19 protein-coding genes are annotated in these 21,080 nt (G+C 65.1%); 5 read left to right on the top strand and 14 right to left on the bottom strand.

Annotated features, from left to right (window positions below):
* Positions 1–124: 124 nt before the first annotated feature.
* On the top strand, positions 125–1,426 hold the full coding sequence (locus ACUJB0_RS11235) for a TonB family protein (RefSeq protein WP_444845300.1): 1,302 nt from the start codon (positions 125–127) through the stop codon (positions 1,424–1,426).
* A gap of 21 nt (positions 1,427–1,447) precedes the next feature.
* On the opposite strand, the gene ACUJB0_RS11230 is transcribed toward ACUJB0_RS11235, so the two are convergent.
* From ACUJB0_RS11230 to ACUJB0_RS11200, 7 genes are all read right to left on the bottom strand, one after another.
* Positions 1,448–1,804, bottom strand: a complete 357-nt coding sequence (locus tag ACUJB0_RS11230) for a carboxymuconolactone decarboxylase family protein (protein ID WP_444845299.1) — start codon at positions 1,802–1,804, stop codon at positions 1,448–1,450.
* 12 nt (positions 1,805–1,816) lie between these two features.
* The gene (locus ACUJB0_RS11225; RefSeq protein WP_444845298.1) at positions 1,817–2,008 is read right to left on the bottom strand and encodes a YgaP family membrane protein; all 192 of its coding nucleotides are present in this window, start codon (positions 2,006–2,008) and stop codon (positions 1,817–1,819) included.
* A 238-nt stretch (positions 2,009–2,246) separates the two neighbouring features.
* Positions 2,247–2,996: a PEP-CTERM sorting domain-containing protein gene (locus ACUJB0_RS11220; protein WP_444845297.1), complete on the bottom strand. Its 750-nt coding sequence runs from the start codon at positions 2,994–2,996 to the stop codon at positions 2,247–2,249.
* 376 nt (positions 2,997–3,372) lie between these two features.
* Positions 3,373–4,170 (bottom strand): isocitrate lyase/PEP mutase family protein, encoded by a 798-nt coding sequence (locus ACUJB0_RS11215; protein WP_444845296.1) that lies wholly within the window; start codon positions 4,168–4,170, stop codon positions 3,373–3,375.
* A gap of 11 nt (positions 4,171–4,181) precedes the next feature.
* The gene (locus ACUJB0_RS11210) at positions 4,182–6,554 is read right to left on the bottom strand and encodes a DNA polymerase II (protein WP_444845295.1); all 2,373 of its coding nucleotides are present in this window, start codon (positions 6,552–6,554) and stop codon (positions 4,182–4,184) included.
* Positions 6,555–6,606: 52 nt separating this feature from the next.
* Positions 6,607–7,839, bottom strand: a complete 1,233-nt coding sequence (locus tag ACUJB0_RS11205) for an acyl-CoA dehydrogenase family protein (protein WP_444845294.1) — start codon at positions 7,837–7,839, stop codon at positions 6,607–6,609.
* A gap of 10 nt (positions 7,840–7,849) precedes the next feature.
* The gene (locus ACUJB0_RS11200; RefSeq protein ID WP_444845293.1) at positions 7,850–8,554 is read right to left on the bottom strand and encodes a histidine phosphatase family protein; all 705 of its coding nucleotides are present in this window, start codon (positions 8,552–8,554) and stop codon (positions 7,850–7,852) included.
* Between the two features lie 92 nt (positions 8,555–8,646).
* On the opposite strand from ACUJB0_RS11200, the gene ACUJB0_RS11195 reads away from it, so the two are divergent.
* The gene (locus tag ACUJB0_RS11195) at positions 8,647–9,555 is read left to right on the top strand and encodes a LysR family transcriptional regulator (protein ID WP_444845292.1); all 909 of its coding nucleotides are present in this window, start codon (positions 8,647–8,649) and stop codon (positions 9,553–9,555) included.
* A gap of 1 nt (position 9,556) precedes the next feature.
* On the opposite strand, the gene ACUJB0_RS11190 is transcribed toward ACUJB0_RS11195, so the two are convergent.
* From ACUJB0_RS11190 to ACUJB0_RS11180, 3 genes are read right to left on the bottom strand one after another with little or no spacing between them, the layout of a single operon-like run.
* Positions 9,557–10,156, bottom strand: coding sequence for a PqiC family protein (locus tag ACUJB0_RS11190; protein ID WP_444845291.1), 600 nt, complete (start codon positions 10,154–10,156; stop codon positions 9,557–9,559).
* Positions 10,153–11,784 (bottom strand): PqiB family protein, encoded by a 1,632-nt coding sequence (locus ACUJB0_RS11185; protein ID WP_444845290.1) that lies wholly within the window; start codon positions 11,782–11,784, stop codon positions 10,153–10,155. Before ACUJB0_RS11185 ends, ACUJB0_RS11190 begins: the two co-directional genes overlap by 4 nt.
* A complete protein-coding gene (locus ACUJB0_RS11180; RefSeq protein WP_444845289.1) occupies positions 11,777–13,033 on the bottom strand; it encodes a paraquat-inducible protein A in 1,257 nt (418 codons plus the stop codon). The genes ACUJB0_RS11185 and ACUJB0_RS11180 overlap by 8 nt, the downstream gene beginning before the upstream one ends.
* Before the next feature lie 85 nt (positions 13,034–13,118).
* Here ACUJB0_RS11180 and ACUJB0_RS11175 point away from each other — a divergent pair, with 85 nt between their 5' ends.
* A complete protein-coding gene (locus ACUJB0_RS11175) occupies positions 13,119–13,844 on the top strand; it encodes a substrate-binding periplasmic protein (RefSeq protein WP_444845288.1) in 726 nt (241 codons plus the stop codon).
* A 1-nt stretch (position 13,845) separates the two neighbouring features.
* Here the strand turns inward: ACUJB0_RS11175 and ACUJB0_RS11170 are convergent, their stop codons facing one another.
* Genes ACUJB0_RS11170 through ACUJB0_RS11160 form a run of 3 tightly spaced genes read right to left on the bottom strand, consistent with a single transcriptional unit; the run spans position 13,846 to position 16,751 of the window.
* Positions 13,846–14,289 carry a thioesterase family protein gene (locus ACUJB0_RS11170; RefSeq protein WP_161083793.1) on the bottom strand — a complete coding sequence of 148 codons (444 nt, stop codon included), beginning with the start codon at positions 14,287–14,289 and terminating at the stop codon, positions 13,846–13,848.
* 1 nt (position 14,290) lies between these two features.
* Positions 14,291–15,523 carry a M20/M25/M40 family metallo-hydrolase gene (locus tag ACUJB0_RS11165; RefSeq protein WP_444845287.1) on the bottom strand — a complete coding sequence of 411 codons (1,233 nt, stop codon included), beginning with the start codon at positions 15,521–15,523 and terminating at the stop codon, positions 14,291–14,293.
* Positions 15,524–15,533: 10 nt separating this feature from the next.
* The gene (locus ACUJB0_RS11160; protein ID WP_444845286.1) at positions 15,534–16,751 is read right to left on the bottom strand and encodes a urate hydroxylase PuuD; all 1,218 of its coding nucleotides are present in this window, start codon (positions 16,749–16,751) and stop codon (positions 15,534–15,536) included.
* A gap of 118 nt (positions 16,752–16,869) precedes the next feature.
* On the opposite strand from ACUJB0_RS11160, the gene ACUJB0_RS11155 reads away from it, so the two are divergent.
* Together ACUJB0_RS11155 and ACUJB0_RS11150 are read left to right on the top strand one after the other, a co-directional pair.
* Complete coding sequence (locus ACUJB0_RS11155; protein WP_161095507.1) at positions 16,870–17,805, top strand: LysR substrate-binding domain-containing protein; 936 nt, start codon at positions 16,870–16,872, stop codon at positions 17,803–17,805.
* Between the two features lie 57 nt (positions 17,806–17,862).
* Complete coding sequence (locus ACUJB0_RS11150; protein ID WP_444845285.1) at positions 17,863–19,626, top strand: allantoate amidohydrolase; 1,764 nt, start codon at positions 17,863–17,865, stop codon at positions 19,624–19,626.
* Between the two features lie 85 nt (positions 19,627–19,711).
* On the opposite strand, the gene ACUJB0_RS11145 is transcribed toward ACUJB0_RS11150, so the two are convergent.
* Positions 19,712–21,079, bottom strand: a complete 1,368-nt coding sequence (locus ACUJB0_RS11145; protein WP_444845284.1) for a tetratricopeptide repeat protein — start codon at positions 21,077–21,079, stop codon at positions 19,712–19,714.
* Position 21,080: the final 1 nt, after the last annotated feature.

Raw genomic sequence — 21,080 nt, 5'->3', positions numbered from 1 at the left:
TCCACAACTGTTGTATTTAAGTCATTTTTCCATTCCTGCGGCACAGAACCCCAGACCAGATCTTGATTTCAAGATAGTATCTTGCGTTGCTGAACAAAATTGCAAGTTCCTGCAGCCAGAAACCATGACAAAATTCCATAGCCATTACGAAAGTCTCAACGTCACGCGCGACGCTCCCCCCGAGGTGATCCGCGCTGCCTATCGTTCGCTATCGCAGAAGCACCATCCGGACAAGAACAGCGGCAACGCTGACGCCGCGCGCATGATGGCGCGCCTGAATGCCGCCTACAGCGTGTTGTCCGATGCGGACCAGCGCGAACTGTACGATCTGCAAATGCTGAGCGAACAGCGCTTCCGGTCGCCGGAATTCGCGTATCAGGCGTCCGTTGACGATGACAGCGCCCCCGTCCCCTATGAATCCTTTGCTCCGGAACAGTCGGGAAGAGGCGCTCGCACGGCATCGGAAACGCCGGCCGGTAAAGCCTGGCGGGACCCGGGCACGCTGCGCCAACAGATTGGCCGCCTCGCCAAAGGCCGGGCCGCACGTGCAGCCGCCCTGGTGCTCGCAGTGGCGACGGCCGTGATATTGCCGGTCCTGTGGCTGCTGTGGAAAGACAATCAGGCGATGATGCGCATTGAGCAGGCGGCCATGTACTCCCCCGGACCGGCCGCCAGCGTGCCGGAAGATACCGCCAAAGCCAAGCCTGCCGACGGCAACCTGGCCCAGAAGCCGGCAGGCAAGGATGGCGTGGCCGCGGAGGTGTCCAAGCCAGCCGCCGTCCAGAAAGCGCCGGCTGCGCCGAGCGCCGCCATCAAGGCATCGGAGTTCGAGCGCCTGACGGCCATGTTGAAAAACATGGGCTTGGGCCTGCACAAGCTGGACCTGCCGCCCGCGCCTTCCAGCGCCAAGCAAGCGCCGCCGCCGGCCAAGCCGGCCGAGACGGCAAAGGCGAGCGCCGCGCCCGCGCCCGCGCCGGTCGCACAGGCCGCCAAGCCCGCCCCGGGCGCCGAAAACGTCCGTCCAAAAGACGAGCCCGAACGCGCGGCCGCCGCCCCCGAGCCCGCGCGCAGCGAGACCAAGGCCGTGGCTGAAGCGAGCCGGGCGAGCGCGCCGGTCGCCGCCAGCGCGGCCAGCGCCAGCCAGGGCGCGCGTCCCGCCGTGGTGATGGATACGCGCGCCTGCGCCTCGCCGGACTATCCGCCCGGCGCCTATCGACGTGGCGAAAACGGCACCGTGCAGCTGGCGCTGTTGGTGGGAACCGATGGCCGGGTGATCGAATCGAAGTTGCAGAAGTCGAGCGGCTCGCACGAACTGGACAAGGCCGCGCGCAAGGCACTGTCGCAATGCAAGTTCAAGACAACCAACGGCGAAGCCATCACCGAAGCCACCTGGACCAGCCTGACCTATGTCTGGACGCTGGACTGACCAGCCTGCGCCGCGCCGCCATCAGGGCGCGGCGGAAAACTCCTCGTAGGCGGCCAGCGCATTGGCCGCGTACATGGCGGACGGGCCGCCGCCCATGTAGATCGCCATGCCCAGCGTTTCCTCCAGCTCAGCCTTGGTGACGCCCAGCTTGACCAGGGCCAGCACATGAAAGCCGATGCAGGCGTCGCAGCGGGCGGCGATCCCCAGCGCCAGCGCGATGAGCTCCTTGGTTTTCTTGTCCAGCGCGCCGTCGCGGGTTGCCGCGCGGGCCAGGTCGCCGAAGCCTTTCATCACGTCCGGCAGGTCCGCGCGCAAGGTCGCCAACTGCTGCGAGATGGAAGTGGTCAGCGCGCGATAGCCGTTTGTATCGATGCTCATGCGAAGGCCCCCCTATTTCTTCAGCCGGCAGGTGTTGACCCCGAACGGCAGGTACGCGGGGCAAAACCCGAACAGGCCGGTCGCCAGCGGGACCAAACCCAGCCAGCCCCAGGCGCCGATGACGCCCGACAGCGACCCGCCCACCAGACCCAGGCCGCAGACGATGCGGATGGTGCGGTCAATCTTTCCTACGTTGGCACTCATGTTGTCACTCCTTGTTGAATGAATTCCTCCCTCCTCATCAGGCACGTTCTGTGCCAAATGAAAATGACAATGGGAATTGATTCAAAACAAGGACTTAAGCCGAACTCACGGACCGCCAGTCCGGCGCATGGCACTGCCATGCTGCCAATTTGGCAGTGCGGCACGGCGATATACAACCCGTGGCCCGGCGCAAATTGATCGGAGAGCGGGGCCCCACTCTCCGATGCCGTCGGCAGGCTTATGCCATCGGCCGCGCTTTGCGGCGCGCCATCCAGCCGACCAATCCCAGGCCGCCGATCAGCATGCCGTAGGTCGATGGCTCGGGCACGGCGCTGATCGAGACGTTATCGATCGCGACGTCGAAGTTGGTGTAGCCGTAGACAAAACCTGGCTGCAAGGTCGTGAACACGACCTCATCGACGCTGGCCAGCACGCTGGCGAAGGTGCGGCCAGCAGGCAGCGTCGGCCCCTGTGCATCGGGGCCGCCGTAGCCGCCCCAGCCGGCGGGCAACAGCGTCGATTTCGTATCACCGATAGTCACCGACAAATGCTGCCAGCCCTTGGTCGAGTCGATGCTGCCGAGGTTGTAAAACACGCTGGTGTACGGCAGGCCGGAAGGGGTGTTGTCGTAGTCGCGCAGCTCGACGACCACATTGCGGGACACTTCGCGGTTGAAGAAGAAGATCTGCTGCGCCGATATGTCCAGGCCGAGCGTCACGCTCGGCGACTTGGTGTAGTCGCCGAGGAAGGCCTGGTTGGTGCTGGTCCCCCAGGTCACGCCGAAGTTCTCGATCACCGTACGCAGGGCCGGCGCGCCATGGCCCATGCTGGTATCGATGCCCGAGCCGCCGTTACCGTCGATGGGCTGCATGCCCCACCAGCCCTCCTCCCCCTTGGAGAAATCAACCGTCGCGGAATGCGGCGCGGCCATCGCCGCACCACCGGCCAGGGACAGCGCCAGCACCATCATTGCTTTATTCAAAGTCATAGGATTTTCCTTTGCACACAGGTTAGAGGGATACCGCTAACACCACACCGGCGTCCGGGCCGCGCGCGGTAGCACGTTGCCAAGCCGGTGTGAAGCCGATTCTGTGAGCGGCAAACCTGTATGTCAAAGACAACACATTACAAAATTGTAAGGAAAATGTAACCAAGTTTCTCAACGATTAGCCGCAATTCCCATTGGAAAGTTGTAACCGAGAGTCAACCAGCGGGCGGAAAGCCGGCGCTCTCCTATGAGGAAATAATTTAAACGTCAAACAAATTTGGCCGGGCGGACAAGAAAAAACACCGTCGTTTGCGCGTATCGCCGGCGGTGGCAAAATGTTTGTTTTTTGCTACAGCCGGCGGCGCCTTGCCATGCGCTAGCGCGCGCCGATAAACAGCTTTTGCAACTCGCCGTACGGCATGGCTTTTTCGATCAGCGGACCGGCGCTGCCGGTGGCCAGGAAGGCCCGGCCCATGTCGGCGGCGACCGCCCACAAGGCTTGCGGAATGCCGGAGCCCGCGCTCAGGCGGCGCACGCCCAGCTTGTGCAAGTCATCGGCGGACGGCACGCCCGGCCAGTCCATCACATTGACCGGCAAGCCGGCGCCGGCCACCACCGCCTTGATCTCGTCGACCTTGCAGATGCCCGGCACGAACAGGCTGTCGGCCCCGGCCTCCTTGTACAGCGCCGCGCGCTTCAGCACTTCGGCCACGCGCTCGCCCTCAGGTGCGAGGCCGCGCAGGTACACGTCGGTGCGGGTGTTGATGAAGATGTCCTTGCCCGACTGCGCCGCCAGCTTCTTGATGGCGGCGATCTTCTCGGCCAGCAGCTGCGGCGTGCCGCCGCCATCCTCCAGGTTGATGCCGGCCACGCCGACACCGATCAGGCGCAGCACATTCCGCGCGACCGTGTTGGCATCGTCCGAATAGCCGTTTTCAAAGTCCACCGATAGCGGCACCGTCAGCACGCGCGCGATGCTGGCGGCGATATTGACAGCCACGTCGACCGGCATGTAGTCGCCGTCGGCATAGCCGGCGGCCCAGGCCACGCCGGCGCTGGTGGTGGCGATGGCCGGCGCGCCCAGGCTTTCGAACAGCCTGGCGCTGCCGGCGTCCCAGGCGTTGGGCAGGTGTAGCAGCTTGCTTCCGTCGTGCAGTTTCTTAAACTCGCTCATGCTGTCTCCATTTAGAAAAGGCTGGCTTGCGCCGTGGTCAGGCTGGTGAAACTGTCGTGCATCGGCAGCAGGATCGAATCGGCGATCGGCTGCAACTGCTTGGTCAGGTAATGTTCGTAGTCGATATTCGAGCGCGTCGCCTCGGTCGGCTCTGGGCCGCTGGTGGTCATCACGTAGCTGATCCAGCCGCCGTTCTGGTAGCGCAGCGGGCGGCGGTGCGCCTGATTGTACTCGTCCGCCAACCGCGCGGCGCGCACTTGCGGCGGCACGTTGACCTTGTATTCGTCCAGCCGGTGGCGCAGGCGCTTGCGGTACACCAGCAGTTCGTCGTAGTCGCCGGACACGGTCTTGCGCGCATAGTCGCGCACGAACTCCTGATACGGCTCGTCCTTGAAGATGCGCTTGAACAGGCCTTGCTGGAACTGCTGCGCCAACGGCGTCCAGTCGCTGCGCGCCACTTCCAGGCCGCGATAGATGACCTCCTCCTCGCCCCTGGCGTTGATGGTCAGGCCGGCGTAGCGCTTCTTGCTGCCCAATTCAGTGCCGCGTATGGTGGGCATGAAGAACTTCTGGTAGTGCGTGTCGAATTCGATTTCGAGGTGGCATTCCAGGCCGTGTTTTTCCATCAGCATGGTGCGCCACCACTGGTTGATTCTGGCGGCCAGGCCTTCGCCGATAGCCAGCGCTTCGCTGTTCTCGTACTCTCTTTTCAGCCAGATGAAGATGGAGTCGGTGTCGCCGTAGATCACGTCGTAGCCTTCCGCCTCCACCAGCTCGCGGGTCTGCTTCATCATCTGGTGGCCGCGCAGCGTGACCGACGAGACCAGGCGCGGATTGAAGAAACGGCATTCGGTCGCACCGAGCACGCCGCAGAAGGAATTCATCAACAGCTTCAGCGCCTGCGACAGCGGCTCGTTCTTCGCGCGCTTGGCGGCGTCGCGCTGCTTCCAGATTTGCGTGGTGATCTCCGGCAGGCAGTGGCGGGTGCGCGAGAACACGGTGCCGTTGACGCCCTCCACCACCGTCGACGGGTCATCGGCGATTTCGCCTTCGATCAGCCCGACCGGATCGACCAGGAAGGTGCGGATGATCGACGGGTACAGGCTTTTATAATCGAGCACCACGACCGAGTCGTACAGGCCGGGCTTGGACTCCATGACAAAGCCGCCCGGCGAGGCGCCGCCGGAAATGTCGCCGACGCTGGGCGCGACGTAGCCTTCGCGGTGCATGCGCGGCAGGTAGTGGTGGCCGAAGGCGGCGATCGATCCGCCCAGGTGGTCGGCCTGCAAACCCGTCACGGTGGCGCGCTCGATCATGAAGGCCAGGAGGTTGGCCTTGTCGAAGATGCGCGTGACCAGCTCACAGTCCTTCAAGTTGTAGTGGGCCAGCGCCGGCTTGTCTTCGCGGAAGCGGCGTTCGATTTCGGCCATCTTGTCGTAGACGTCGCCGATGTCCTTGCCCTCGCCCAGCATGGACTGCGACACGTTCTCCAGGCTGAAGGACGGGAAGGTCCACGACGCCGCCTTGAGCGCATCGATGCCATCGAGGACGATGCGGCCGACCACCGGCGCGAACATGTAGCCCTGCTTGCCCGGATGCTCGCGCCATTCGATGGTCTTGCCCTCGCGGCCCAGCGCCAGCGGGATCTTGTGCTTGTCCGCGTTCTTCTGCAGCACGCGCAGGTCGAACTGCACCACGTTCCAGCCGACCAGCACATCGGGATCGTGGCGCGCGAACCAGGCGTTGAGTTTTTCGATCAGCTGGCGCGGCGTGGCGCAGTATTCGAGGTCGAAGTCGATCCGCTGCGACGATGCCTGCGGCTCGCCCAGCATGTAGACCTGGCGCTGGCCGCAGCCTTCCAGCGCGATCGAATACAGGTCCTCGAAGGCGCTGGTCTCGATATCGAGCGACACCATCTTCAGCTTGGGGCGGTACTCGGGTGCGGGCTTGAGCTTGCAGTTGTGGATGACGGACGCGCTTTCCGCCGCGCCACCTTCAAACTGCACGGCGGCGGTGATGAAGCGCTCCATCAGGTAACGCTCGGGCGGGCGGATGTCGGCCTCGAACATCTTGATGCCGTGTTCGCGCAGGGTGCGCTCCAGCGCCGTCAGCTGCTTGTAGCGCGAGGCGTAGACGCCGACGACCGGCTCCTGCTGGAAGGTCTTCAGTTCCAGCTCGCGCAGCTCGATGCCTGCATTGGCGTCCAGCAGCGCCTCGATGGCCGGGCGCTGCTTCGCCTCGGCGAAGGCCACCGAAGTCTGCGCGGTCAGGCGGATCTTTTTCGGGCCGTCGTCGGTCGCCAGCCAGAACTCGATCTCCGTCCCATTGGCCGCGTCCCGCCAGTGGCGGGTCAGGATAAAGCCATGTTGGGCGGTATGCGTCATGCCAGAATTATACTGTACGTGCATACAGCCCGCTAGCCGGGCGCGGATTGCCCTATTTGGCCGCGCGCGGAGCCTTGTAGCGCGCCAGTTCCATCTTGCCGATCTGGCTGCGATGGACCTCGTCAGGACCGTCGGCCAGCCGCAGCGAGCGCGCGCCGGCGTAGGCCGAGGCCAGGAAAGGATCGGCCATGCCGCCGCCGCCCTGTACCTGGATCGCCCAGTCGATCACCTTGCACGCCATCGTTGGCGCGGCCACCTTGATCATGGCGATCTCCTTGGCCGCCACCTTGTTGCCGACCGTGTCCATCATGTGGGCCGCGTTGAGCACCAGCAGGCGCGCCTGGTCGATCATGATGCGCGACTCGGCGATGCGCTCCAGCGTGACGCCCTGCTCGGCCACCGGCTTGCCGAAAGCGACGCGGCTCAAGCTGCGCTTGCACATCTGCTCCAGCGCGCGCTCGGCCAGGCCGATCAAACGCATGCAGTGGTGGATGCGGCCCGGCCCAAGGCGGCCCTGGGCGATTTCGAAACCACGGCCCTCGCCCAGCAGCAGGTTGGATGCCGGCACGCGCACGTTCTCGAACAGAATTTCGGCGTGGCCGTGCGGCGCGTCGTCGAAGCCGAACACCGGCAGGCGGCGCAGCACCGTCACGCCGGGCGTATCGCGCGGCACCAGTATCATCGACTGCTGGATGTGGCGGTTGGGGTTATCGGGATCGCTCTTGCCCATGAAGATGAAGACCTTGCAGCGCGGGTCGTTGCCGCCGGAGGACCACCACTTGCGGCCATTGATCACGTACTCGTCGCCGTCGCGCACGATGGAGCTGGCGATGTTGGTGGCGTCCGACGACGCCACCTCCGGCTCGGTCATCGCGAAGCAGGAGCGGATGCGGCCATCGAGCAGCGGCTCGAGCCACTCGCGCTGCTGGGCTTCGGTGCCGTAGCGGGTCAGCACCTCCATGTTGCCGGTATCCGGCGCCGAGCAGTTGAACACTTCCGGCGCCCACACGGCGCGGCCCATGATCTCGCACAGCGGCGCGTATTCCAGGTTGGTCAGGCCGGCGCCGTGCCGCGAATCGGGCAGGAACAGGTTCCACAGTCCCGCCTCGCGCGCCTTGAGCTTGAGCTCTTCCATCACCTTGGTCGGTATCCAGGCATCGCCGGCCGCGCGGTTGGCGTCGATCTCGGCGTGGAAGCGCGCTTCGTTCGGATAGATATGCTCGTCCATGAAGGCCGTCAGGCGGGCCTGGAGTTGCTTTACTTTCGGGCTGTAGTCGAAGTCCATGATGCTGTCCTTATCGGTAGGTGACGGCGCCGGGTTGTCCCAGCCATTCCAGGTGCGAGTAGTTGTTGAGGTAACTGAGCGTGAACTGGCCGGGGCGCTGCAGCAGCTTGGTGACGCCGCAATTGGCTAGTGTCCAGCTCAACTCCATCACCTGGTAGTCCTGCAGGCCAAGCAGGTGCTGCATCAGCGTGGCGATCACGCCGCCGGAGGTGAACACGATGGCGGCCTGCTTGCTGCTGTCGGTGTCGAGCCGCTCCAGCGCGGCCACGCAGCGGCGGCGGAATTCAGGCCAGGTCTCGGTGTACTCGTCGTCGTGCCAGCCGCTCATCCAGCGCTGCATGGCGGCGCGGAACAGATGCTCCAGCGCGCGCTGCGGCTCCTCGTGCTGCGCGAGCAGCTGCTGGAAGGCGGCGGCATCGCTGGCCTCCGGGCAGTGGCGCCGCAGCACCTCGTGGTGGTCGAATTCGGCGAAGCCGGGATCGGTGATCCATTCGGTATCGGCCAGCTGCGCCTTGGGCAGCTCGGCCAGGCAGCTGTCGGCGGTCTGGCGATGGCGCGCCATGCCGCCCACCACCACGCGCTGGAAGGACTGGCGGCTGTTGGCATACCACTGCCCCAGCAAACGCGCCTGCTCGTAACCCAGCGTCGACAGCTGATCGTAATTGGCGCTGCCGAACGAGGCCTGCCCGTGGCGCACCAGATAAATTTGTCCCATTTGCTCGCGGCTCCAGATCAAAACAGGCACCAGCTTAACGTCCGGCCTATAATTCATCAAATGAATAGTTTTAATTCAGCCAAATAAACCTCATGCATATATCCAAGGTCGATCTCAATCTGTTCATCGTCTTCGAGGCGATCTACGCGGAAGGCAGCATCACGCGCGCCAGCCTGAAGATGAACCTGACGCAGCCCGCCATCAGCCACGCGCTGAATCGCTTGCGCGTGCTGTTTGAGGATCCGCTGTTCGAACGCCAAGGCCACGTGATGGTGCCGACGCCGCTGTCCCGCTCCATCATCGACAGCGTGCGGCAATCGCTGCGCGGCTTTGAAGTGACGCTGAACGGCGCCGGCCACTTCGACGCAGCCACCAGCGAGCGCACCTTCTCGCTGGCGCTGCGCGATGTGCTGGAGGCGAGTGTGCTGCCGCCGCTGATGGCGCGCGTGGCGCACGATGCGCCGACAGTGAGCTTGAACACCCTGCAGGTGGGCCGGCGCGAGCTGGAAAGCGAGCTGGCGGCCGGCACGCTGGACGCGGCGATCGACATCCTGCTGCCGCTGTCGAACGACATCCGCCGCGCGCTGCTGGCCACCGACAGCACGGTGGTGCTGGTGCGGCGCGACCATCCGCTGGTGCGCGGCGCGCTGGACCTGGACGGCTATCTGGCGTTGGAGCACATCCAAACCAGCTCGCGCCGGCGCGGACCGGGGCTGGAGGATTTTGAACTGAGCCGGATGGGACTGCAGCGGCGCGTGCGCCTGCGCTGCCAGCACTATTTCGCCGCCTGCCGCGCGGTGAGCCAGACCGATCTCGCATTGACGATGCCCGAGCGCCTGGCGCGCGTGGTCAACCAGCAGTTCGGCAACCAGATACTGCCCTTCCCTTTGCAGATGCCATCGCTGGACATCTACCTGTACTGGCACGCCAACATCGACCACGACCCCGCCGGCGTATGGCTGCGCGAACAAATCAAGCAAGCCATGCTGGCGGCGGACTAGTTTAACAACCGGCGGCGGCGCCGGAGGCCAATGTGCGGACGGCTTTGGAGATGTCGGCGGCGATGCGGGTGACGGCGCGACGGTGGCCGGCCACCAGCGAGTCGTAGCCGCCGCCGACCGGCTCGTTGGCGACGCTGCGGCAGGTCAGCACCTTGGCGCTGCCGACCAGCCGCACGCTCCACACCGCGTCGATCAGCGCGTACTTACCCGGTGCGGATTCAAAGCGCTGCACGTTGGTGCTGATGCGGTAGATCGGCGCGCCGTCCGCCGTCGGTGTGCGGAACACGTCCACCGTCCCAAGCTCGCCGGTGATCGCCAGCGACAGCGCCTGCCCGATCTCGGACGCTGGCATCGCCGACCAGCGCTCATGCTCCAGCAAGTCCACGCGTCCCGCTTCGCTGCTGACCACCATCTGGTAGCGAGCCACCTGCTGCGGCACCGTCACCGCCGGCAGCTCGATGTAGTAGCCGGGCGACGCGGCCGCCGGCGCCGGCACGCCCATGCCGTTACTGAGGCTATAGAAATGCTCCGGCGGCGCGGCGGCGCAGCCGGCCAGCAGCAGCCCGGCCGCCACGGCCAGCGCGGTTTGATAGCGCATCATTTCGGTTCTCCCTTGGTATCCTGCTTGCTCGTCTTCCCGCGCAACAGCGACTCGGGATGACGCTCCAGATAATCCGACAGCGCGTTCAGCGATTGCAGCGTTTGCGTCAGCTGCTGCAAGGCCTCGCGCAGGTCGGACTGCACCGGCGAATCCTTTTGCAGCAGCTGGTTGGCTTCGCCGAAGGTCTTGCGGGCCGCGCCCAGCGTGTCCTTCATCTCCGGCACCACCTGCGCATCGAGCTGCTTGAACAGCACGTTGGCGCTCTTCAGCGTGTCGCGCAGGTTGTTACCGATCTCGCCGAACGGCACCTGATCGAGCTTGCGCGCGATGCTGGCGATCTGCGTCTGCAGCTCGTCCAGGCTATTCGGCACCGTCGGCACCTCCAGCGGATACTGCGCCACATCCAGCTTGGCCTGCGGCGCGTTCGGGAAGAAGTCCAGCGCCACATACAGCTGGCCAGTCAACAGGTTCCCGGTGCGCAGCTGGCCGCGCAGGCCGCGCGCCACAAGGCGCTCCAGCACGATCGGCCCGGCGTTGCGATCCTGTTCGCTGGCGACGGATTGCTGGAAGCTGCGGCCCAGGCGTGCCGGGTACATGTCCACCGTCACCGGCATGCGGAAGGTCTTCTTCACAGGATCGAAGTCCACGCCGACCGAGCGCACCTCGCCCAGCACGATGCCGCGGAAGTCCACCGGCGCGCCGGGCGAGAGGCCACGCAGCGACTGGTCGAAGTACAGCACCGTGGTGATCGGCACGCCGTCCGGCTCGCGCAGCGCGTTGGCCTGGTCGGAGGCCAGTGGGAAGTCGGTGCCGGGAGCCGCCTGCTGGTCCGGTTTCTGGCCGCTCATGGTCTCGAAGGCGATGCCGCCCACCAGCATGGCCGCCAGCGATTGCGTGTTGACCTTGAAGCCGTTCGAATCGAGCCGCACATCGACGCCGCTGGCATGCCACCAGCGCGTGTTCTTGCCGACGTACTGGTCGTACGGCGCGCTGACGAACACCGTCATTTTCACGCCGCGTCCCTTCTCGTCAAGATCGAAGCCGACCACCTGTCCGACCTGGATGCGGCGGTAGAAAATCGGCGATCCGACGTCGATCGAGCCGAGGCTCTCGCCATGCAGCGTGAACTTGGTGCCCTTATCATCGGTGGCCACCTGCGGCGGTTTCTCCAATCCGGTGAACTCTTCCTTCGTCTCCTCCGACTTGCCGGCATCGACGCCGATGTAGGCTCCCGACAGCAAGGTGCTCAGGCCGGAGACGCCGCTCGCGCCCACGCGCGGCCGCACCACCCAGAAGCGCGTATCGGCGGCGGTGAAGCGCTTGGCCTCCTTGCTCATGTCGATCAGCACCAGCACCTTGGACAGATCGCGCGACAGCGTGATCGTGCGCACCAGGCCAATATCCACGTCCTTGTATTTAACCTTGGTCTTGCCTGGCTCCAGCCCGTCCGCGCTGCGGAAGCTCACCGTCACCGTCGGCCCCTGGTCCATCACCGACTTGGCCACCAGCGCCAGGCCGATCAAGGCCGCCAGCAAAGGAATCAGCCACACCAGCGAAGGCAGCCAGCGACTGGCCTTCTCCACTTTCGGCTCGGGCAGCGGCGGCGCGCCGCTTTCGTTTTCAGGCATGGTTCTCTCCATTTGAATCGATCGGATCCCAGATCAGGCGCGGGTCGAACTGCATCGACGCCAGCATCGTCAGCACCACCACCGCGCAAAACGCCAGCGCGCCGGGACCGGCGGTGATCGTCGCCAGCGTCTGGAAGCGCACCAGCGCCACCGTCAGGGTAATCACAAAAATATCGAGCATCGACCAGCGGCCGACGAACTCCACGATCCGGTACAGCATCGTGCGCTGCAAGGGGCGCCAGCGCGAACGCCGCTGCGCGGTGAGCGCGAGAAGCGACAACGCCGCCAGCTTCAGCACCGGCACCACGATGCTGGCGATGAAGATGATCGCCGCCAGCGCCGGCGAACCGCTGGTCCAGAAGTAGACCACGCCGCTGATGATGGTGTCGTCCTCCTTGCCGAACAGCGAGTGCGTGTACATCACCGGCAGCAGGTTGGCGGGAATATAGAGGATGGTGGCCGCCAGCAGGAAGGCCCAGGTGCGGCCCACGCTGTCGGGACGGCGCCGGTGCAGCGCCGCGCCACATCGCGCGCAATGCTGGTGCGTGGCCGCCTGGTGCTGCGCCACCAGGCCGCAGCTGTGGCAGGCGGCCAGGCGGACATGCGGCGTGTAGCGGAACTCCGCCTGCGCGGGACGGCGCGGCCCCGGCAGGTGCTCGCCGATATTCCACAGCATCTGCGGATCGAACGAGGTGACGATGGCCAGCATCAGCGTCAACGCGCCGAAGGCGAACAGGCCCGGTTGCACCACCACCTGCGCCAGGCTGGTCATCTTGACGATGGTGATCAGGATGCCGATCATCAGCACCTCCGTCATGCCCCACCGCCGCGCGGCGGCGACCGCGCGCAGCAGATGGTCGAAGCCGTGCGGCCGCACGCCGCTGCGCAGTGCCAGCGTCACGTACAGCAGCGCGCCCAGCTCCACCGCCGGCAGCAGCACCGTGAACAGGAACACGATCGCCGCCACTACCTGCATCCGCTCCGTCCACAGCACGCGTATCGCGCCGGACAAGGTGGCGCTGGAAGTGTAGCCGCCCACGGCCAGTTCGACGATGGGACAAAACTGGGCGATCAGGAAGGTGAAGATGGCGCCCAGGGTGATGGCCGCCATGCGGTTGACGTCCGAATGGATGCCGCGATAGAGGATGGACCGGCAGCGCACGCAACGCGCCTTCTCGCGCGGCAGCACCGGACGGCGGCGATGCAGCACGCCGCAGTCATGACAGCTGATCAAATCGTATCGGTGCACAGGATGGCCGTTTGGTCAATAATGGCCATATCATACGACAATCCGCCAGTGCCGAGCGGTCGTGGGCATAGGCTATCATGGAGCTATGTTCCGTCTCCAGCCCACCATCCTGATCGCCGCAACGCTGGCCGTTGCAGGGAATGCGCACGCGCAGGTCGGCGCGGAGCTGGTATTCGGCACTTCCCACGACGAGAATTCGCCGCTGTTCCTGTACGCCAGCGCATACCTGCAGCAGTTGTGCACCGAAGGCGGACAACGCTGCACGCTGCAACGCCTGCCGGGGCGCCGCGCGGAAGCGATGCTCGCCGCCGGCAGCATCGTCGGCGAGGTGGGGCGAGTCAAGGGCTACGTCTTGAAGCATCCAGACTACGTGCGCCTCGACGACCCTTTCGTCGTCTCGCGCACGCGCATCTTCACCCGTACCGACAAGGGCATCACCAGTTGGGCCACGCTGGCGAAAAACGTCAAGACGGTCAGCTACAAGCGCGGCGTTTATCTGTACCAGCAACGGTTGGAGGCGCTGCAGCCGGCGATCCAGCCGCATGACGTGCAGAGCGAGTCGGCCTGCCTGCAAATGGTGCTGTCGGAGCGCGACGACGCCTGCGTGTTCGACGATGGCGGCATCAGCACCGAGGCCAGGCCGCTGCTGGCGCAGGGCCACAGCAGCGCCTCGGTGGAGGACCTGCCGCTGTATATCTATTTGGGGAAGGACAGTGCGGCACTGGCGCCGGCATTGTCCGACGCCGCCAGGCGGTTGGCGGCGCGCGGCGTGCCGGGCCGGCTGCACCGCAAATTCTACGAGGCCCGCTAGCCTACTTGATGCTGGTGTTAAGTTCCTGGAAGTCCGCCGTCTTGCCCAGCGACTGCCAGGTGGCCAGCAGGTTGGCCGGTGGGGCGATCAGCTTGCGGGCCACCAGATCGAGCCAGCCGCCGGTGCTGGTCACGCGCGCGGCCAGCTTGCCGTCGGCGCGGATGATATCGGTGCTGAGCGACCAGCGGCTGCCGTCCGCCGACAGGCCGGCCACGCCCAGCGTGACGGTGATCTCTTCGAGCAGCATCACTTCCTTGAAGTAGGCGATTTCGTCCTTCATCACCACCGGGCCGATATTCAGGCGCATGAACTCACTCATCGGGAAGCCGTTCTCCGACAGGAACAGCATGCGCACGTCGCCCGCCTTGTCCAGGAAGGCCGTGTTGCGCATATGGCTGTTGAAGTCCATATCGCCCCAGCCGGCCATCATCTTCTTCTCAAACATCTCACTCTCCAAGGAAATCCAAAAGAGTGCATGCTACCACCTTGGTCGCCTTGCGCAGGTCTTCCAGCAGCAGGCGCTCGTCGGCCTTCTTGGCGTTGGACTCGGGGACGGTGCGCGGGCCGGCGCCATACAGCACCGCAGGAATGCCATGTTCGCCGTACAGGCGCGCATCCGCGTACAGCGGCGTGCCTTGCGCCGGAATCTTCTCGCCGATGAAGGTTTGCGCGTTCTGCTGCAGGCTCGCCACCAGCTTCTCCGTGCCCGGCTGCTCGCGCAGCGCGTGCGACAGCAGCAGGCGTTTGATCTCGATGCGGATGCCCGGCTGGCCTTCGACCGCCTTTTCGATCAACGCGCGCACCTGGGCTTCCACCACCGCCGGATCTTCTTCCGGGATCATGCGGCGGTCCATCTTCAGCACCACTTTGCCTGGCACCACGTTGGTGTTGGTGCCGCCGTCGATGCGGCCCACCAGCATGGTCGGCGAGTCGATGCCTGGGATTTTGGATTTGACCTTCTTCAGCTCCGGCAGCTGGTCGTAGATCGCGTTCAGGATGCGGGTGGCCGCTTGCAGCGCATCGTGGCCGGTCTCCGGCATCGCGCCGTGGCCGGACTTGCCGTGCACGGTGATCTCCAGCTGCAGGCAGGCGTTGTGCGCGGTGACGATGTTGTAGCTGAAGCCCGCCGCGATGACGAAGTCCGGCTTGGTCAGCTTCTGCTCCAGCAGCCAGCCGGGGCCCAGCAGGCCGCCGAATTCCTCGTCGTAGGTGAAGTGCAGTTCCAGCCCGCCCCTGAGCGGCACGCCCAGTGCCTCCAGCGCGCGCGTGGCGAAGATGTAGGTGGCGAAGTCGCACTTGGACACCGCCGCCGCGCGGCCGTAGATGTAGCCGTTTTCCACCACGCCGCCATACGGCGGATAGGTCCAGTTGTCGCCCGGGGGCACCACGTCGCCGTGGGCGTTGAGCGCCACCGTCGGGCCGCCGGCCTGATACGGGCGGCGGACGATCAGGTTGGTGATGGTCTCCATGCCGTAGTCCTGCACCACCTGCGCCGGCACGGCGTGCTTCTCGGCGTTCCAGCCGTAGGCCTTGACCAGGTCGGCCACCATGTCCGCATGCGGCGCGTTGTTGCCGGGCGGGGTATCGGTCGGCACGCGCAGCAGCTGCTGCAGCACGCCGACTTCCTCATCGAAGTGCGCATCGATCCACTGCGCCAGTTTTTCCTTGTTCGTCGTCATGGCTGTTCTCTCACTTTGCGCCGGACTCAAACCAGGCCGCAATCTGCGCCCGTTCGGCATCCGTCATATTGGTCAGGTTCGCAAGCGGCATGGCCTTGAGCTGCACCGATTGCTTGTAGATTTTTTCCGCGTTCTGATGCACCTGCTCCGCGCTGTCCAGCATCACGCCGGCGGGCGCCGTCGCAAAGCCGGGCTGCGAAGGATGGGCCGAATGGCAGGCCACGCAGCGCTGGTCGACGATGGTCTTCACCTTGGCGAATTGCGCCGCCGGATCGGCAGCAGCCGCCGTCGCCACGGGACGCGGCGGCGCGATCGCCACCGCCACGCCGACCAGCAGCGCCACGCCGATGGCAGGATAGCGCCATTCCACCCGGCCCTTGTGGCGCAGGTTGAAGAAGTGGCGAATGAATACGCCGGCCGCCATGATGAAGGCCAGCACCAGCCAGGCGTGGTCGTTCCGGTAGGTCATCGCGTAGTGGTTGCTGATCATGATGAACAGCACCGGCAGCGTGAAGTAGTTATTGTGAACGCTGCGCTGCTTGGCCTTCTGGCCATGCACAGGATCCGGCAGGCGGCCGGCCGACATGGCCTCCACCATCTTGCGCTGGCCAGGAATAATCAGCATCAGCACATTGCCGACCATGATGGTGCCGATCAGCGCACCGACGTGGATGTAGGCAGCGCGGCCGCTCAGCACATGCGTGAGGCCATACGCGGCGCCGACGATCAGCGCGAACACCACCACGCCGAACCACATATCGCGCTTGCCCAGCGGGGAGCGGCACAGCAGGTCGTACACGGTCCAGCCGACGACCAGCGTGCCGACGCCGATGCCGACCGCCTGCCAGCTGCCGATATCGGCCACCGATTTATCGATCATCATCGCCTGCGCGTTGAAGTAGTAGGCGATGGTCAGCAGCGCGATGCCGGACAGCCAAGTGGTATAAGCCTCCCATTTAAACCAGTGCAGCTCCTTCGGCAGCTCGGCCGGCGCCACCAGGTATTTTTGCGGGTTGTAGAAGCCACCGCCGTGCACCGCCCACAGTTCGCCGGACACGCCCTTCTTCGCCAGCTCCGAACCTGGTGCCGGCGGACGGATCGAGTTATCCAGCCAGACAAAGTAGAACGAGGCGCCAATCCAGGCGATGCCGGTGATGACGTGCAGCCAGCGCACGATCAGGTTCAGCCACTCAAGGCCATACGGGATCAGATAGGCGAATAATTCCATGGATGCTTTCAGGGTAAAGAGTGTGGCTAATTTACAGAAGATAAACGGATTTAACGCCGACCACATGAACATTAGAGTATATTAAACATATCCGATTCCGTATAACAGAAATCCTCACATGGCCGCCCTGCCGCAACACCTGGATCTGCATTTGATCCGCATCCTCTACCTGCTGCTGGTTGAGAAGAACGTCTCACGCGTCGCCCTCAAACTCAATCAGCCGCAGCCCTCGATCTCCGCCTCGCTGCGCAAGCTGCGCGAGCTGACCGGCGATCCCCTGCTGGTGCGCGGCGCGCGCGGCATGGTGCCGACCCAGCACGGCGAAAGCCTGCTGGTGCCGGCCAAGCGCATCCTCGACGAAACCGAGAACCTGTTCCTGAAGAAGACGCCCTTCGTGCCGCAGAACGAAGCACGCACCTTCCACATCGCCGCGCCGGATTACCTGGACAGCCAGTTCCTGCCCAACCTTGTGGCGATGCTGCGGCGCGGATCGCCCAACAGCCGCGTGAAGATCCACAGCCTGGGACCTGGCGTGGACTACGTGCGCCTGCTGTCGGACGGCGACATGGACCTGGTCATCGCCAACTGGGACGAGCCGCCCGAGCACCTGCACATGTCCAAGCTGTTCGAGGACCCGATCATCTGCGTGATGCGTTCCGACTGTCCGTACGCGCTGCGCACCGGCAGCGAGGACATGACGCTGAACGATTACCTGTCCCTACCCCACGTGGCGCCGACGCAGATCCTGCCCGGCTACCACGGCGTCATCGACGACTTCCTGGAGCGCCAGGGCCTGCAGCGCAACGTCGCCGTGGAATCGGCCTACTTCGGCCTGATCCCCTACATGCTGACGCAGACGGACCTGGTGCTGACCACCGGCCGCCAGTTCGTGCGCTACTACGAACGCAATATGCCATTGAAGACGTACACGGTGCCGGTCAAGTTCCCGGCGATGCGTTTCTACCAGCTTTGGCACGAGCGCGTGCACCAGGCGCCGGAGCACAAATGGCTGCGCGAGCAGGTTTCGACGGCGGCCAAGTCGCTCGGCAAGTAATAAACCTTAATGGATACCGCATATAACTGCAGGGCGCAGTCGCGGTTACACTAGGCCATGACTACACTTTCCGAATTAAACAGCTGCGACGCCGCCACCTTCACCAACCGCCTGCGCGGCATCTACGAGCATTCGCCGTGGATACCGGAACGGGCGGCGGCGCAGCGGCCCTTCGCCAACGCCACCGCGCTCAAGCTGGCCTTGCAGGCGGTCGTCAGCGCCGCCACGCTGGAGGAGCAACTGGGCCTGATCCGCGCCCACCCCGAGTTGGCCGGCAAGGCAGCCGTCGCGGGACAGCTGACGGCCGAATCCACCAACGAGCAAGCCAAGTCCGGCCTGCACCTGTGCAGCGCCGAGGAATTCACCGTGCTGCACCAGCTGAACGCGGACTACAACGCCAAATTCGGCTTTCCGTTCATCCTCGCCGTCAAAGGCCCGGACGGACATGGGCTGACGCGGCGCGCCATCATCGCCACCTTCACGCGCCGCTTGAAGAATCAGCGCGCCGACGAAATCGCCGAGTGCCTGCGCCAGATTGAGCGCATCGCGGAGCTGCGGCTGAACGACCTGCTGGGCGTGACGCTGGACTTCGGCCCCGCCATCATGCAGTGGTGCGAGACCATAGGCGCGTGGAGCGACACCGACAACAGCGCCAACGCGGACTTCGACCTGACCTGCGCCTACATGACGCCAGCGCACCGCAAGACCGCAACGCAGCTGCTGGACTGGATGCGCGAAGCCGGCATGGAAGCGCACATCGACGCTGTCGGCAATGTCGTCGGCGTCTACCGCTCGGACACGCCGGGCGCGAAAACGCTGATGACCGGATCGCACTACGACACGGTGCGCAACGGCGGCAAGTACGACGGCCGCCTCGGCATCCTGCTACCGATCGCCATCGTGCGCCATCTGCACCAGCGCGGCGAAAAGCTGCCCTTCCATTTCGAAATCGTCGGTTTCGCCGAAGAGGAAGGCGTGCGTTTCAAGAGCACTTTCCTGGGCAGTAACGCGGTCACGGGCCGCTTCGATTTGTCGCTGCTGGACCAGACCGACGCCGACGGCATCTCCATGCGCGACGCGCTGCTGGCAGCCGGCCATGACGTGGCGCGCATTCCCGCCATCGCGCGCGATCCTTCGGAGTTGCTGGGCTTCGTGGAAGTCCATATCGAACAAGGCCCGGTGCTGCTGGAGCGCGACCTGCCGCTGGGCGTGGTGACGGCGATTGCCGGCAGTTCGCGCTACCTGGTCGAGCTGACCGGTCTGGCCAGCCACGCCGGCACCACGCCAATGACGATGCGCAGGGATGCTGCTGCGGCAGCGGCGGAGATCGTGCTGCTGGTCGAGCGGCGCTGTGCCCAGGGTGAATCGCTGGTTGGCACGGTCGGGCAGTTGCAGGTGCCTGGCGGTTCGGTCAACGTGATCCCCGGCGCGTGCAAGCTGTCGCTCGATATCCGCGCCGCCGACGATGCGGTGCGGCTGGCGGCGGTAAAGGATGTGTTGGACGGCATCACGGACATTTGCGGGCGGCGCCAAGTGGAGGTGAGCTGGCAGCAGATCGTCGATGCCTCCGCCGCGCCATGCGCGCCACGTTTAACGCGGCAGTTCGGTTCCGCCATCGAGCGCGCTGGCTTACCGCGCTTCGACCTGCTGTCCGGCGCCGGCCACGACGCGATGGCGATGGCCGCGATCACAGACGTGGCCATGCTGTTCACACGCTGCGGCAACGGCGGCATCAGCCACAATCCGCTGGAGACGATGACGGCGGACGACGCCGACATCGCCGCCCAGGTGCTGCTGGACTTCCTGCGCAGCTACGCCTGAATGCGCGACGCCCAAGTGCCGCGCGACGCCCTGCGCAGCTACGCCTGATCGTGAGCCGCCCGGATGCTGCGGGCGCCCTGCCCAGCTACGCCTGATCGCTGGCCGCCGGCATACGTCCGCAAAATTCAGCCAGCGCGGCGGCCACTTCGGCGATCACCGGCGCCCAGCCACCGCCCTCGGGCTGGCGGAACAGGCGCATGGATGGATACCAAGGTGTATCGCTGCGCTCCGTCATCCAGCGCCAGTCGCAGCGATAGTCGGGCAGCAGCAGCCAGCATGGCTTGTCCATCGCGCCGGCCAGATGCGCCACCGCCGTGTCCACGCTGATGACCAGGTCGAGGTTGGCGATGACGGCCGCCGTGTCGGCGAAATGCCGCAGCTGCGGGCCGATGGCCTGCAGCGTCATGCCGTCGGGTGGCGCCAGCGCGTCCTCCTCGCCCGGCCCTTTTTGCAGGCTGACGAAATGCGCTCCCGGCGCCGCAGCCAGCGGCGCCAGAACCTGCAACGACGCCAGCGAACGATCCGCGTCGTTCTCGAAATCCGGATTGCCTTTCCACGCCAGGCCAACGCGTAAGCCTTGCGCCGGCAGCTGCGTGGCCCAGTGCCGCACCAGCTCCGGCTCCGCCGCGAGATAGGGCACCGCCACCGCACCGCACACGGCGGGCAGGCGCATCGGATGTGTCCAATAGTTCCAGCCATCGGCCGGCACCGCATCATCCAGCGCATACACCTCATCAACGCCGGCCAGCGTGGCGAACAAGCGCTTCAACCCTGCATGGCATATCACGGCGACGCGCGACGCGCCGCGCTCCTTCAGCGTTGAGGCGTAGCGGCAGAAGTGGATCATATCGCCCTGCCCCGCCTCCAGCACGATCACGATGGCCTTGCCCAGCAGCGCCTCGCCCTCCCAGCGTGGACAGGCGAAGGTACGCGCGAAAGAGTCGAACTGCCAGCGCGCCTCCAACAGCGGCCAGGCTTCTTCAAACCGGCCTTGGCGCAGCAGCACGTAGGCCAGGTTGAAACGCGTCCGCGCATGATCCGGATCCAGCATCAGCGCGCGGCGATAGCATTGCTCGGCCTCCCGCTCGCGCTTGACGCACGCCAGCAGCACGCCCAGCTGGCTCCATGCGGCCGGCGAGTCGGGCGCGAACTCAGTCGCCGCACGTGCCGCCGCCTCGGCTTCATCGAAGCGTTTTTCCTTCAACAGCAGCACGCCGAGATTCTGGTGGAGCTGCGCATGATCGGGCATCAGCGCCAGCGCCAGCCGATAATGGAATTCGGCCTCCGCCAGCGCGCCTTGCCGCTCCTTCAGGTATCCGAGGTTGGCGCGCGCCGCGCCGTGCATGGGCTCCAACACCAGCGCCTGCAGGTAGCATTCCTCCGCTACGGCGAAATCGCCGGCGGCCATGTGGTGGTTTCCATCGAGGTAGGCTTGCTGCGGATCTGAATACATC

This window comes from Duganella caerulea (genome assembly GCF_040362985.1).
Taxonomy (GTDB): Bacteria; Pseudomonadota; Gammaproteobacteria; order Burkholderiales; family Burkholderiaceae_D; genus Rugamonas; species Rugamonas vulcania.
This window is presented reverse-complemented; position numbering and strand designations above follow the sequence as displayed.